Here is a 13,496-nt window from a genome sequence, read left to right on the forward strand (position 1 = left end):
AACCGCTCAACCAGCCACAACCTCTGTCATCGCTTCCACCAGCCGCTGCTGCTCCGCATAAACCTTCGCTACACCAACAACCAGCGCGCGAATCCGCGCCATCACGCCCACGCGCTCTGTCACCGAGATCGCGCCTCGAGCATCCAGCAGGTTGAACACATGCGAGCACTTCAGCGCCAGTTCATACGCACCCAGCACCGGAAACCGCTTCAGCGTCAGTTCATCCATCTTGTCCAGGCCCTTCGCCTTTTCGAGCAGCGCCAAACACTCGGCCTCATAAAGATTCAGATGCTCCCACAGCTTCTTCACATCGGCATAGTCAAAGCTGTACGCCGAAAACTGCTGCTCCTCCGCGAGCCGCATCTCACCATAAGTCACCACGCGGCCCGTGTCCGGTTCCACAGCCCACACAATGTCATAAATCGAATCCACATCCTGCAGGAAAGCCGCAATGCGCTCCAGCCCGTATGTAATCTCGCCGCAGATCGGATCCAGGTCCATACCGCCGCACTGCTGGAAGTACGTGAACTGGGTAATCTCCAACCCGTCCAGCATCACCTGCCATCCGACGCCCCACGCGCCGCCCACCGGCCACTCCCAGTTATCCTCTTCAAACTTGATGTCGTGCTCGCGCAGGTCAATCCCCAACGCTACCAGCGACTCCAGGTACATCTCCTGAATATCCGCCGGTGGCGGCTTCAGAATCACCTGCAACTGCGTATGCCTATAGAGCCGGTTAGGATTCTCGCCATACCGCCCATCCGCAGGACGCCGCGAAGGCTGCGCATACGCAATCCTCACCGGCTTCGGCCCCAGCACACGCAAAAACGTGTCCGGAGACATCGTTCCCGCGCCCACCTCCACGTCATACGGCTGCTGCAGCACACATCCCCGGTCAGCCCAGAACCGCTGCAACCGGAACAACAACTCCTGAAACGTCAGCGCACTCTTCTTCCCTGCGATCTCAGTCATGCATCTCTCTTTAATATCTAGGTGATCTCTATGATTCTAAATCGAGACAACAAAATCCCAAGGGAAATCACAACCTAAGCGTCCAACCACCGCAGCTTGGCATCTTTTTCTTGAAAACAGCAATCCCTATCAAACGCACCCTTTCCAGCCCGGCCATACTAACCACACGCTGAAGGAGAGTAAGCATGTACCTCGCAGGCAAGGCCCTCTGGTTCATCGAAAGCCACTACGGCAGCCCGATCACGCTGGACGACATCGCCGCCCACTCCGGTGTATCGCGCTTCCACATGGCACGAGCGTTTGAATCAGCCACAGGCCAGTCCGTCATGCGTTACGTACGCTCGCGACGCCTCACCGAAGCCGCGCGTGCCTTGGCCAACGGCGCGCCCGACATCCTCTCGGTCGCACTCGACGCTGGTTACAACTCTCACGAGGCGTTCACCCGCGCATTCTGCCAACAGTTCGGCCTCACCCCGCAGGTCGTCCGCGTGCAGAAAAACCTCAACGACCTCAACCTCACGGAGCCGCTCAATATGAACAACGCACCCACAATCACCGTCGAACCTACTCGCTTTGAACTCAGCCTTCCCATGTTAATCGCGGGACTCGGCGACCGCTTCACCGTTGAAAACCACTCAGGCATCCCGTCGCTATGGCAGCGCTTCGGCCCACACATCGGCCATGTCCCCGGCCAGGTCGGAGGCAAGGCCTATGGCATCGTCCACAACTTCGATGAAGACGGCAACTTCGATTACATCGCCGGCGTCGAGGTCTCCGACTTCAACCGCATTCCGTCAGACTTCCAGCGCATCCGCATCCCCGAGCAACGCTACGCCGTCTTCACCCATCGCGACCACGTCTCCACCATCGGCCAGACCTGCAGTGCCATCTGGAACTCCTGGCTCCCGCAATCCGGCCACCAGGTCGCCGACGCCCCCACCATCGAGCTCTACGGCGAAGACTTCAACCCAGCCACCGGCACCGGCCTCATCGAAGTCTGGTTCCCCGTCAAAGCATAGCGAACGAGCATCATGCGCACTCTGCTCAGGCATAGCGTCAGAATCTGCCCTGAGCAGAGTCATCTCAGTGCTTATCCTCCAACACCCGATGCGGCCCCTGCACCGGCGTCAGCGAAGGGTCTCCCTGCACAGTCGTCGGATCGTTCTTCACCGCTGAATCTTCAATGGGAAACGAGATGCCTGCCGCGCGAATCCACGCATCGCTGTGGTCGATCCTGACGTCAAGACTGTACCCACCTGGGGTTGCGTTGTAAGGCCGCGGAAACTCCAGGATGTATCGCCCGCGCACCTTCGCCAAAAACGCCTGGAGCTGCCCAGCAAGACCTTTCGAGTCCGCAGGCGCAATCATCCCTCCGCTCAACTGGCACACATCATCAAAAGGAGCCTCAAACAACTGCCGCCACTGCAAGCTAACCGCTGCATCGGCGAGCCCGAAGATCGCAACCCCCTTCAACTGTGCATACAATCTGACGCTATTCGCACGATGATTGCTTCCGCTGTCATACCCATCCGAGACCACCAGCACCACGCGCCGGCCCGGCAGCCGCGATATCTCCACCACCACCGCGCCCACCGAGTCCCAAAAGTGTTGCCCAGTCGGACAAGCCCGCTTCGGTCTTTCGTTCCGCCGCACCTGCCGCGCATCCAGCAACACTCTCACGCCATGCCGCAGGTCCTGCTGCGTCACAGGCACATCGTTCAGCGAACGCACCAACCCGCAATCCAGCCCGTACATCGAAACCCGGTCCTGCGCATGCAGCGACCCCGGAACCAACCGTCCCAGGTCCTTTCCCATCGTCTTCAACAGTTCGTCCTGTGAACCCCTCAGGTCCAGCAGAATACCCAGCGAAATCGGGTCTTCACCCTCCAGACGAACATGCTGCACCCGATACGGAGGACCGCCTCCGATACTCACTCGAAAACGATCATTCGCTATCCGTGGTATCGGCTCCCAACCCGGTCCCATCACCAGCACAGGTACGTCAATCAGGTCCGCATACACGTGCAGTGTCGGCACCTCACCTGGTTTTGCAGTCGGCACCTGTATGGCCTTCTGATCAACAGTCCCCGGCTGAGCCGCCTGCCCCGCGGCAATCACACCACCCAATGCAATCAGAGCAACACCCAGGGCAAACATGTACCTCGCCCTGCTCCACATCGAGATTGCCCGCCCAACCATGCCAACGATTCTCCCGCGTCGCCAGCTCTTCATCAACAGCCAACTTCGCAAGCCGCGCGCACCGCTGCATCTCTGACAACTATTTACGAGTCTCCCTCATTAAGAGTCTCATCTACATATCTGGCGGGAGAACCCAATGAACATTACCGGCAACACCATCCTCATCACCGGCGGAGGCTCCGGCATCGGCCGCGCCCTCGCTGAAGCCTTCCACTCCCTCGGAAATAAAGTCATCATTGCTGGTCGCCGCCGCCAGGCGCTCGACGAAACCACCGCCGCCAACCCCGGCATGGCATCCATTCAGCTCAACATCGAAGACCCCGTCGACATCCAGAGCGTCGCCACGCAGCTCAGCAAAGACCACCCAACCCTCAACACCGTCATCCACAACGCCGGCATCATGCGCCCCGAAAACCTCCTCGCGCCCAACCTCGCCGACTCCGAAGCCACCATCGCCACCAACCTCCTCGGCCCCATTCGCCTCACCGCTGCCCTACTGCCACAACTTGAAAAACAGCCCAGCGCAGCCATCCTCACCGTCAGCTCCGGTCTCGCCTTCATTCCAATGGCCGTCACTCCCACCTACTGCGCCACCAAAGCCGCCATCCACTCCTGGAGCCAGTCCCTCCGCTATCAGCTCAAATCCACCAAAGTCCAGATCATCGAAATCGCCCCACCCTACGTCCAGACCGAGCTGATGGGCTCCGCTCAAGCCTCCGACCCGCGCGCCATGCCGCTCAAAGACTTCATCGCCGAAGTCATCCAGATTCTCAAGACTCAACCCAACGCCACCGAAGTCCTCGTTGAACGAGTCAAACCCCTCCGCTTCGCCGAAGCCGCCGGCCCCGAAAAATACACAGCCTTCTTCAACCAGTTCAACGACGCCATGAATCACCCACACTAGTCCACACACAGACACAAAACGCCCATCTTAGGCACGGCTTCGTTGCGCCTAAGATGGGTTTTTGTCCTCTTCACCGCTCCTTCAAAAACTTCCCTTGCTCCAGTTCCAGAAAAGCCTTCTGCAGCTCCGACTGCGTGTTCATCACAATCGGCCCATACCACGCCACCGGCTCGCGCAGAGGCCGCCCCGAAACCAGCAGAAACCGAATCCCCTCTTCGCCCGCCTGCACCGTCACCTCGTCACCCGAATCAAACAGCACCAGCGACCGGTTATCCACCTCTGCCGGAGGCTTCGTATCCAGCCACTGCACCCCTTCTGTCGGCACGGCCAGCGGCCCCGAAGCATTGCAAAACTTCCCCGACCCCGCAAACACATACGCAAACGCCTGGCTCCGCGTCTCCACCGGCAACGACTTCCGCTTCCCCGGCCCCACCGACACATCCAGATACGTCGGGTCTGTTGCAATTCCATCCACCGGCCCCTTCTTACCCCAGAAGCCACCGCACACGACCCGCACCACCGTACCGTCATCATCCACAATCTCAGGAATATCCGGCGCCTTCACCTCTTGATACCGCGGCGGAGTCATCTTCTGCGACGAAGGCAGATTCGCCCACAGTTGAAACCCGTGCATCCGTCCCGCCACATCGCCCTTCGGCATCTCCTGATGAATAATCCCGCTCCCCGCCGTCATCCACTGAATATCCCCAGCGCCAATCACGCCGCGATTGCCCATGCTATCGCCATGCTCCACCTCACCCGCCAGCACATACGTGATCGTCTCGATCCCTCGATGTGGATGCCACGGAAACCCCGCCAGATAATCCGCCGGCACATCATTGCGGAAGTCATCCAGCAGCAGAAACGGGTCAAACTCCGACGTGCTTCCAAACCCAAACGCCCGCCGCAGGTGCACCCCCGCACCCTCCATCGTTGGCTTGGACTCAATCAACCTCTTAACCGGACGAATCGACATATTCCCCTCCCGCTAAAAATCGCAGGCCAAAAGAATACCCCTATTCTGTTATCAGTGGTTAATCCCAGGTCATGCAGCTCGTCTCACAGAAATCCCTTCCTCATGCACTTGGTAGCCGTACCTCTTCATCCGTTGCACCTTGGCAATCACAAGGTCTTCTAAGATCAGCGACGACGTGCAAACCACATACGGAATCAGCTCACCAAACACCCGTGTCTCCACCAGAATTCCAAACACAAACATGAACACTCCCCACACTGGGACGATCCACATCCACGCGACCAGTTGCGGGTCACGAATCTTCCGCCGCAGCAAGAACATAAATGGCAGCAGGAATCCGCACGTACTCAACAACTGCGGCCACGCATACACCAGAAGCAGCGACTTCTCGTTCCACCACAGCCTCGGATACATCTCCGTCGGATTATGCGCATAAAGGTGGTGCACAAACGCCTCCCACCCGATCCACGCGAAACCCAGCGGCACGAACACAGCCAGCGTTGATGGTCGAAACAGCAGCCGCCAGTTCAGCCTTCCATCTTCCACTGCTCGGTCGAGCATGAAGAGAGGCAATAGAAACAGCGTCGTCTCTCGATTCACCGTCGCCACAATAAAGAGAGCGACAAAATAGCCCCAATGCTTGCGGAAATAGATCAGGCACATCGCCACCGAAAAGAACGCCAAACTCGGAAGGTCATACACAAACCGCAGATTCTGCGCCGTATGCATGATGTACGTTGCCGTGCAGGCTACAAGAAACACCGGAAACACCAGGTCACGCAGCAAGCCCGTCCGCGAGCTCACCACATACAGCTTCGTCGTCAGATAGCCCGCCAGCAACACGCACAGCACATTAATCACCGCCTGGACTAACACCTCCGGCGCGTTATGCCTGCTGAACCAGTAGTGCGACAGGTGAAGCGGGTCCGCCAGAAGGTGAAACAACATGTCCGAATGTGCCCAACGGAGTGGGAACATCATCAACATCCGTCCCTGATATGGCATCTTCGCCAGACCGTTTTCATACAACGGGGTGGATATCCAGGATTCCGACAGCGACATATAGCACCACACAAACTGCACTGCCGCCATCAAATAGATGAAGCCTAGAAACAGCCTCTTTTTACCACGCAGCATGTCAGCAAACCTCCGGTTACCGACGCCGCTTTCACTTCGGTACAAAGTTTTATTTTCCCCACACCCTTTAGGACGGCCATCTTCTCCGCGAGAGTTGCCGGTTCACCCACACCCGCGCGCGTGTCATTTTCATCGCATCAATCAACAGCTTCAAGCAGCTTCACACGTGCATTTCACTCGGAAAATCTCGTCATCTCGGCACAGCAGCGCAGTCTCATGGCTGAGAAGTAGCGCCCCCAAAATACGGATGCCCATGTCTCGGTTTTGAGACCTGGGTTCATTCGTGCAGAGCGAGCCTTGTCATTTTGACCAAAGCCATAGGAGCAGAAATCCACTTCACTACCAACACTTCCACCAAACCTTAAAAATTCCCCCTTGAAACATTCTCCCAAATGAACTACCGTTGCACCGTCAGGAGTTTCTACCCCATGCAAGGTTTCCTCCGCCAGCAGTCCTCCAAGGCTGCCTCCTCTGTGCTGCTGGCGCTTTTACTTTCTGCAATCGCCCCGGCCCACGCACAATCCATCCAAACCATCGAGCAGAACTTTCAGACCCCGTCCAACGCAGCCCGCCCGATGGTGCGTTGGTGGTGGTTCGGCCTCGCCGTCGAAAAGCCCGAAATCCTCCGCGAGCTTCAGCAGATGAAGGCGGACGGAATGCAGGGCGCAGAGCTCGCCTTCGAATACCCGCAAGTCCTCGACGACCCCGCCAAGGGGCTCAAAAACCTCCCATTCCTCTCGCCCGAATTTCTCGACGACGTCCGTTACGCCCAGGAAGAAGGCCGCAAGCTTGGCCTCCGCATCGACGTCACTCTCGGCAGCGGCTGGCCCTACGGCGGCTCAAACACCACGCTCGCCGAAGCCGCCGGACGCCTCCGCGTCGCCGAAGTCCCCGTCCCCGCAGGCGCAACGTCAGCAACCGAACCGCAGATGGAAGAAGGCGATTCTCTCATTTCCTTTGCCATCGCCGACTCCAAACCCCTGCCGCCCGAAACCCACCCCCGCAGCCGAGGCCACCTCGCGCAGCCCCACCCGGCCGACTTCGATCCAGCCACCGCCCGTCCCTTTACTCTCACCAACCGTACTGCTGTCGTCAGTCCATCCGACCATCCCCGCGTAGCCCTCTTCTTCATTGCCAGTCACACCCGCCAGCAGGTCAAGCGCGCCGCCGTCGGAGCCGAAGGCTACGTCCTCGATCCCTTCAGCCACCAGGCCGTCGCCACACATCTTGAAAAAGTAGGCGAGCCGCTCGTCAAAGCCTTCGGCAATACCCCACCCTACGCCATCTTTTCCGACTCGCTCGAAGCCTACGGGGCCGACTGGACCCCCGACCTTCCCGCCGAGTTCCAGAAGCAGAACGGCTACGACCTCATCCCCCACCTCCCCGAACTCGTCGCCGGAGGAACCCCCGAAGCCGAGCGTGTCCGCCATGACTGGGGCAAGACGCTTACCGAACTCATCAACGAAAACTACCTGAACCAAATCAATCACTGGGCCATCGAGCACAACACGAAGTTCCGCTCACAAACCTATGGTGAACCAGCAGTTAGTTTTTCAAGTCAAAACCTCGTAGCCCTTGCAGAAGGCGAAGGTCCGCAGTGGCGCCAGTTTTCCACACTCCGCTGGGCCACCTCCGCCAACCACGTCTTCGGCCACACCGTCACCTCAGGCGAGACCTTCACCTGGCTCCACTCGCCCGTCTTCCGAGCCACTCCGCTAGACATGAAGTCCGAAGCCGACGTTGACTTCCTCACCGGCGAAAACCAGATCATGTGCCACGGTTGGCCCTACTCGCCACCCGACCACAAAGTCCCCGAGCCCGGCTGGAGCCTCTACGCCGCCGCCGCCCTCAACGACCACAACCCCTGGCACCCGGTCATGCCCGACGTGACCCGCTACATCGCCCGCATCAGCTACCTGCTGCGACAAGGCGAGCCGGCAAATCAAGTAGCCATCCTTCTCCCCACCGACGACGCCTGGGCCAGCTTCTCCCCCGGCCACGTCACCGTCACCGGAGCCATGCAGCGCCTCATCACCCCTGCGCTCATGTCCACCATCCTCTCGTCCGGCTACAACGCCGACTTCATCGACGCCGACGCCATCAACTCCGTCGGCCTCGGCACCCACCAGATCCTCGTCCTGCCACCAACCGACCGCATCCCCGTCGACACGCTCAACAAAATCGCCGCCTGGGTCAAAGCCGGAGGCAAGGTCATCGCCATCGGCCACGTCCCCACCATCGACGCCGAAGGCAAACCACTCGACGCCTCCACCACCGCCTTCATCCCAGTAGTCCCCGACACCTCCGCGCTACCCCAAGCCTTATGGAACGCCGCAAAGCCCGACCTCCAGATCGATTTCGGCCAAACCAACCCAATGGCCGTCACCGAGCAGGACCAAGTCGGCTATATCCGCAGAAAGCTCCCCAATGCCGACATCTATTTCGTCGCCAACACCGGCAACTCACCCGTCGGCTTCCTGGGCACCTTTAGCACCACCCACAAATACGTCAGCCAGTGGAACCCCGACGATGGCACAGCCTCTTCGCCAGCCACTCTGGTCCTCAACAACCGCATCACGACCAGCCTCGCCCCCTACGGCTCTGCCATCTTCGTCTTCTCCGACGAACCCGCCAAGCCCACGCCGTCGCACATTAAAACCGGCCACTCCATCGACCTCAGCACCAACTGGAAGGTCAACTTCACCGGCCTCCACCAGATCGAAACCGAACCCACCCTCACCGACTGGACGCAAGACCCAGCCACCCTCCACTACTCCGGCGAAGCCATCTACTCACGCGACGTCACCCTCGCCCCCAACCAAACCCACGCCACGATCGAAATCGAAGGCGGCAAGCCACTCCCTGGCGCACCCAACTCAGCCCCCGAACACCCAGCCCTGCTCCCGAACGGCCTGCCGAACCCGCTCATCACACGCCCCGGCCCAGGCATGCACGCGTACTACGACCCACCCGTCCACGAAGCGGCCATCGTCTACATCAACGGCCAGCGCGCGGGCGCACTCTGGCACCCGCCATACTCGCTCGACATCCACAAATTCCTCAAGCCCGGCAAGAACCACATCGAGATCCACGTCTACAACACGGCCCTCAACGCCTGGTCCGCGCTACCGCCACACGACTACAAACCCCTCATCGCCAAATACGGCGACCGCTTCCAGATGCAGGACCTCGACAAGGTAAAACCCATCCCCTCCGGCATCCTCGGCAAGATTCTCCTCACCACCGGAGCCTCTCAGTGATTCAATTCATACAGACATTCCCTCAAGAAGCCCTACGAGAAATAAAATCGCCGAAGCAACTATGAGCGGAACCACCACCGATTTGGAAGCACCGCGCGCTGCGGCAATAACGGTCAAGATGATGCCAATCGGACCAAGAAGAAACAGCAGGCCAAGGTCCAGAGTTTCCGGGTCCTTCCATGGAGGCAGATTTAAAGGTGGTTTTAGAGAGTAATAAAGGAAAGTATAAGCAGCGTAGCCTGAGACAACCATGACAACCCCCGCCGCCCAAAGGGCGGAAGGTCGAGGCCGTCCAGTGCTACTTGACTTGAATAGCAGAACACACGAAAAGGACGCGAGCACAAAGGGACCACAGGTGAGGAGAAGCGGCACAATGGGTATTTGCAAAGCTATCTGCACCTCTGGTCGTCGAGTAGTCGCGATCCGAAAAACGTCTTCCTTAGCCTAGCAGTAACAAATAGACAGATGCCCATTCATGCCGCAGCGTCACCACGGCATGAATGAGGTGCCAGCACAACCTATAGCGCAGGAGGCTTCAGCACATCGCTCCCCACCACCCGCACCGTAACAATCTCATGCGGACGCACCGCCACCTGAAACCCATCCCCGCCCACAATCGCAAGCGGCTGCTTATCTCTCTCGACAGCATCCGTCTCCCACGCCTTTTCCAAATGAAGTAGCGGCATCCGCACCGTCACAGTCCGCGCCGCCCCACCAAGGTCGAGAAACCGCAGCACCGTCCCATTGCCATCCTCCGCGGGCTTCCACGTCTCCAGCAGCAAATCCGGGTCCGCAGCATCCAAAAAACTCCCAGCCTCAGCCGTCAGCGGACGCGGCGCATCCGAAGCCTTATCCTGATCCGCCACCGCGTCCACCTCCAGCGGAGTCGCCTCTTCCCATCCCACGCGACTCAGCGCAGCCGCATCCGTAGTAGCCGCACTCGTCACCACATACCTGAACCGGAAGTGCCCACCCTGCTCCGCGGCGTAGTTCGTGTCCCAATAATTGTTCATCACATACGAGAAGACTGTCCCCTGCCGCTCCCCAAACTTCTCCGGCCACTTTCCGCGAAAGATATCACCCAGCGTCACCAGCGAAGCATCCAGCGGCATCACCGACCCGGCGACCCCATCCTGCTCCACCGAAACCCAGTGCTGCGCAGAAAACCACTCATGCCCAGCCCCCGGATACATATCCTTCGCCGGATCGACTACGCCATTCTGCACTTCATACCGAAACTCCGGCGCGCTCATCGCAAACGGGAACGCGAAGTACACTGCCTCCTTGCTACCCTCCTTCGCCTTGTCCACGTCCTCGGTAAACTCAATCTTCTTCTCATGATCGAACAGCCTCACCTCGCTCACAATCTCCGGTGTATTCACATCGCTGCTCTTCATCCGCGCGACCCACCCCTCCGGCGTGCGCACCACCGACACCAGACTTCCTCCACTCGCCGGATGCACCTCAAGCTGCGGCTTCGGCGCCACCGGGCTGTACTGCAACACCGTATTCGGCCCCTTGTCCGCGCCCGTCACATACAGATACTGCCCAAACCTATAAGCCGCCTGCTGGTTCACCAGCTCGCGCTTCAACTCCTTGTCATAGACACTCCGCACCGCACCCGAAGTTGCATCCAGAGTCACGCGATAGTACGGAGACTCCATCACAGTCGAATCGAGCTTTTGGTCAGTTACATGGAGCAACGTCTTCTGGCCCTTGCGAACCGTATAGACCTTGTACCCAACCGCAGGCACATCCTCGGCGACAAAGCGCACATGGTTCAATCCGTTGTGATTGCTCAGCACCTCCATCGGCGCAACCGCTCCCGTCGCCGCATCCACAATCTCGTCACTCTCGTCCACATCAACAAACACCGGCCCGCTGCGCTTCCAGTTCAGCGTATTGAACACCACCAGGCTCCCGCGTCCTGCGGCAATCGAGTTCACAATCGCGGCCATGCTGTTCTTCGCCAGCCAGTCCACCTGCGCCTTTGCGTTCACGGCATACTGGTCTTTGATCCGCAACTGCTCTTGCGCCTCCCTGCTCGCCGGCTGCGAGACGCTGTTATACGAGTCCCACGTGTGCTCATCCATCAGCACCATGTTCCTCCACATCGCGTCCAGCCCCGCCTTGTCCGCAGCCAGCAAAGGATTCACCACCGTGCTCAACGTCGCCAGCTTCTCCGCCGAAGGAGCGCGGCTCTCGTTCTGCCTCTCCATCGCCGCATAGTATGCATCCGAAGCAATCCCATCCTCCCAATAAGGTCCGCCGTCCCCATGCATCACAGGAATATCATCACCAAACTGCTTAGCAATCTTCGCAAGCGCATCATGAAATCCGGAGTACTCAATCCGCGGGTATGCATACTCCGCATTCCACTTCTCCGCCAGCTCCGCCTGCGCCGCAACCAGATCGGAGTTCTCCACCTGCGTCCCATAAATAATCGCCGCGTCAGCGCGGTACCCCGGCCGTTCATACATCTGCAAAAACAGCGGCACCGTATCACGCCCAGCCGCAAGCACAGGCTTACGCTGAAACAGCATCTCCATCTGCTGATAATGCCGCGAGTACCACAGCAACACCTTCCCGCCATCCGGCCCTTCCCACCAAATCGGCGAGTCCTCATTCAACCGCCCCTGCAACAGCACAGGCGCACGATAGTTATTGCTCCCACCCAGCAGCTCATCCACACCAGCTGCCGCCAGCACCGAAGCATACGACCACGACCACGAAGGCACATCCGTAATCGTCGCGTAGTTGAAAGCCGTCCCATGGTCGCGGCTGAAATCCGCGCTCGGATATAGCGACCGAATCAGCGTCTCCACCGTCGGAAAACCAGTCAGCAAATTCGCATAGTTCGCTGGAACAAAAAGCTGCTGTTTCTTGATCGCATCAATCGCACGCGCCCGCTGCCCCGGCGTCCGCGTCTTCATAAACTGCTCCAACGGCCACATGCCATCCAAACTGAAGCGAAAATCAGGATGCGCCGCCGTCATCTCCATCGCCTCATCAATCGCATGGCTGTGAATGGCCGCAACCTTCGCCTGATAATCCGAGTACCCCACATCCAGATGGATATGCGGAGCCAGATACAGCGTCCACTTCTTCTGCGGATCAATCTCCACGTCAAAATGCTCGCGCCGTCCGCTAACACTCCACAAGGCCTCCGCTGCGGACTTTGCTGGAAACTCCGCGACCGCAAACTCCACCTTCTCCTCACCAAAATCCTGTCCACCGCGCAGCGCTCCATGATAATGTTTGCCATCGACAGTCAGATCGACAACAGAGCCCGCCTTCGCCGCGCGCCCATACCGCACAAACACATCCACTAACTCGTCCAGCTCACCGCCCTGCTGCTTGTAAAACACAGTCGGCACGATCTGCGCCGATGAAGCCTCCGAACGAAACTTCACAGTATCCCGGCTCAACGCAATTGCGTCATAAGCAATCGTGCCTTCGGGAATATCGGCATCCTCCACCGCCTGCAACGTAATGGCGTTGTCTCCTTTGTGCAGATAGTTCCCTGGAAAAGCAACCTCGACCTCAGCAAACGAATATGCCGGATCGAACGAGTCCCACTGATCGCCATTGCTGTAATCCAATCGCGGATGCAGATAGAACGTCCCCACCTTGCCATTGACGCTCACCCGCAACGCAGGCACCGCCTGGCTCACAATCAGCACCGCAACATGCAGCTTATAAGCCGAGGCAGGCGCACCACTCAGTGAAAAATGAATCGCACGCGGAGCCGCATCTACTCCGCTCTCCTTCGCGCCGGAGAACACAGCGACCGCCTGCATCCCATACCAGTCCTTCGCCGGATCACTCTTCCCCACAACAAAGTTCACCGGCTGCTTCGGATCTCCATCTGCAAACTCATACGAAGACCGATCAAACGTCCCTAACTGAAACACCGTCTGCGAACCAGCATCCTGAGCCACCGCACGCGGCTGATTGAATGCAGCCCCCCAAAAGAGAACCAACCCAAAAAGAACCGTCACTCTCATCCGCACAACTATACTCTTAGCGTTCCTGCCGAATGGAGTCG

The 13,496-nt window shown here is 58.8% G+C and carries 9 protein-coding genes; 3 read left to right on the forward strand and 6 right to left on the reverse strand.

The genetic code is table 11. The annotated features are described in order from the left end of the window. Positions 1-6: 6 nt before the first annotated feature. Entirely contained in the window at positions 7-972 is a 966-nt protein-coding gene (locus IEX36_RS05095; RefSeq protein ID WP_188758198.1) for a glycine--tRNA ligase subunit alpha, read from the reverse strand. Positions 973-1,157: 185 nt separating this feature from the next. Between IEX36_RS05095 and IEX36_RS05100 the strand changes: the two genes are divergently transcribed. Further along, on the forward strand, positions 1,158-1,991 hold the full coding sequence (locus IEX36_RS05100) for an AraC family transcriptional regulator (RefSeq protein ID WP_188758199.1): 834 nt from the start codon (positions 1,158-1,160) through the stop codon (positions 1,989-1,991). A 64-nt stretch (positions 1,992-2,055) separates the two neighbouring features. On the opposite strand, the gene IEX36_RS05105 is transcribed toward IEX36_RS05100, so the two are convergent. Then, positions 2,056-3,171, reverse strand: coding sequence for a vWA domain-containing protein (locus IEX36_RS05105; protein WP_229668727.1), 1,116 nt, complete (start codon positions 3,169-3,171; stop codon positions 2,056-2,058). Positions 3,172-3,307: 136 nt separating this feature from the next. Between IEX36_RS05105 and IEX36_RS05110 the strand changes: the two genes are divergently transcribed. Further along, positions 3,308-4,075 (forward strand): SDR family oxidoreductase, encoded by a 768-nt coding sequence (locus IEX36_RS05110; protein WP_188758201.1) that lies wholly within the window; start codon positions 3,308-3,310, stop codon positions 4,073-4,075. A gap of 70 nt (positions 4,076-4,145) precedes the next feature. Here IEX36_RS05110 and IEX36_RS05115 read toward each other — a convergent pair whose 3' ends face one another. Both IEX36_RS05115 and IEX36_RS05120 read right to left on the reverse strand, forming a co-directional pair. Then, positions 4,146-5,051: a pirin family protein gene (locus IEX36_RS05115; protein WP_188758202.1), complete on the reverse strand. Its 906-nt coding sequence runs from the start codon at positions 5,049-5,051 to the stop codon at positions 4,146-4,148. A 69-nt stretch (positions 5,052-5,120) separates the two neighbouring features. Continuing rightward, complete coding sequence (locus tag IEX36_RS05120) at positions 5,121-6,188, reverse strand: hypothetical protein (RefSeq protein WP_188758203.1); 1,068 nt, start codon at positions 6,186-6,188, stop codon at positions 5,121-5,123. Between the two features lie 428 nt (positions 6,189-6,616). On the opposite strand from IEX36_RS05120, the gene IEX36_RS05125 reads away from it, so the two are divergent. Then, complete coding sequence (locus tag IEX36_RS05125) at positions 6,617-9,448, forward strand: glycosyl hydrolase (RefSeq protein ID WP_188758204.1); 2,832 nt, start codon at positions 6,617-6,619, stop codon at positions 9,446-9,448. A 6-nt stretch (positions 9,449-9,454) separates the two neighbouring features. Here the strand turns inward: IEX36_RS05125 and IEX36_RS05130 are convergent, their stop codons facing one another. Both IEX36_RS05130 and IEX36_RS05135 read right to left on the reverse strand, forming a co-directional pair. Then, positions 9,455-9,700 (reverse strand): hypothetical protein, encoded by a 246-nt coding sequence (locus IEX36_RS05130; RefSeq protein WP_188758205.1) that lies wholly within the window; start codon positions 9,698-9,700, stop codon positions 9,455-9,457. A 266-nt stretch (positions 9,701-9,966) separates the two neighbouring features. Continuing rightward, positions 9,967-13,455, reverse strand: a complete 3,489-nt coding sequence (locus tag IEX36_RS05135; protein WP_188758206.1) for a polysaccharide lyase family protein — start codon at positions 13,453-13,455, stop codon at positions 9,967-9,969. Positions 13,456-13,496: the final 41 nt, after the last annotated feature.

Origin of the sequence: Edaphobacter acidisoli, assembly GCF_014642855.1 — a bacterium.
GTDB classification, from domain to species: domain Bacteria; phylum Acidobacteriota; class Terriglobia; order Terriglobales; family Acidobacteriaceae; genus Edaphobacter; species Edaphobacter acidisoli.

What these genes read in the sequence shown, in the direction of transcription:
- IEX36_RS05095 (WP_188758198.1), bottom strand. Translation starts at nt 972, where the DNA reads ATGACTGAGATCGCAGGGAAGAAGAGTGCGCTGACGTTTCAGGAGTTG.
- IEX36_RS05100 (WP_188758199.1), top strand. Translation starts at nt 1,158, where the DNA reads ATGTACCTCGCAGGCAAGGCCCTCTGGTTCATCGAAAGCCACTACGGC.
- IEX36_RS05105 (WP_229668727.1), bottom strand. Translation starts at nt 3,171, where the DNA reads ATGGTTGGGCGGGCAATCTCGATGTGGAGCAGGGCGAGGTACATGTTT.
- IEX36_RS05110 (WP_188758201.1), top strand. Translation starts at nt 3,308, where the DNA reads ATGAACATTACCGGCAACACCATCCTCATCACCGGCGGAGGCTCCGGC.
- IEX36_RS05115 (WP_188758202.1), bottom strand. Translation starts at nt 5,051, where the DNA reads ATGTCGATTCGTCCGGTTAAGAGGTTGATTGAGTCCAAGCCAACGATG.
- IEX36_RS05120 (WP_188758203.1), bottom strand. Translation starts at nt 6,188, where the DNA reads ATGCTGCGTGGTAAAAAGAGGCTGTTTCTAGGCTTCATCTATTTGATG.
- IEX36_RS05125 (WP_188758204.1), top strand. Translation starts at nt 6,617, where the DNA reads ATGCAAGGTTTCCTCCGCCAGCAGTCCTCCAAGGCTGCCTCCTCTGTG.
- IEX36_RS05130 (WP_188758205.1), bottom strand. Translation starts at nt 9,700, where the DNA reads ATGGTTGTCTCAGGCTACGCTGCTTATACTTTCCTTTATTACTCTCTA.
- IEX36_RS05135 (WP_188758206.1), bottom strand. Translation starts at nt 13,455, where the DNA reads ATGAGAGTGACGGTTCTTTTTGGGTTGGTTCTCTTTTGGGGGGCTGCA.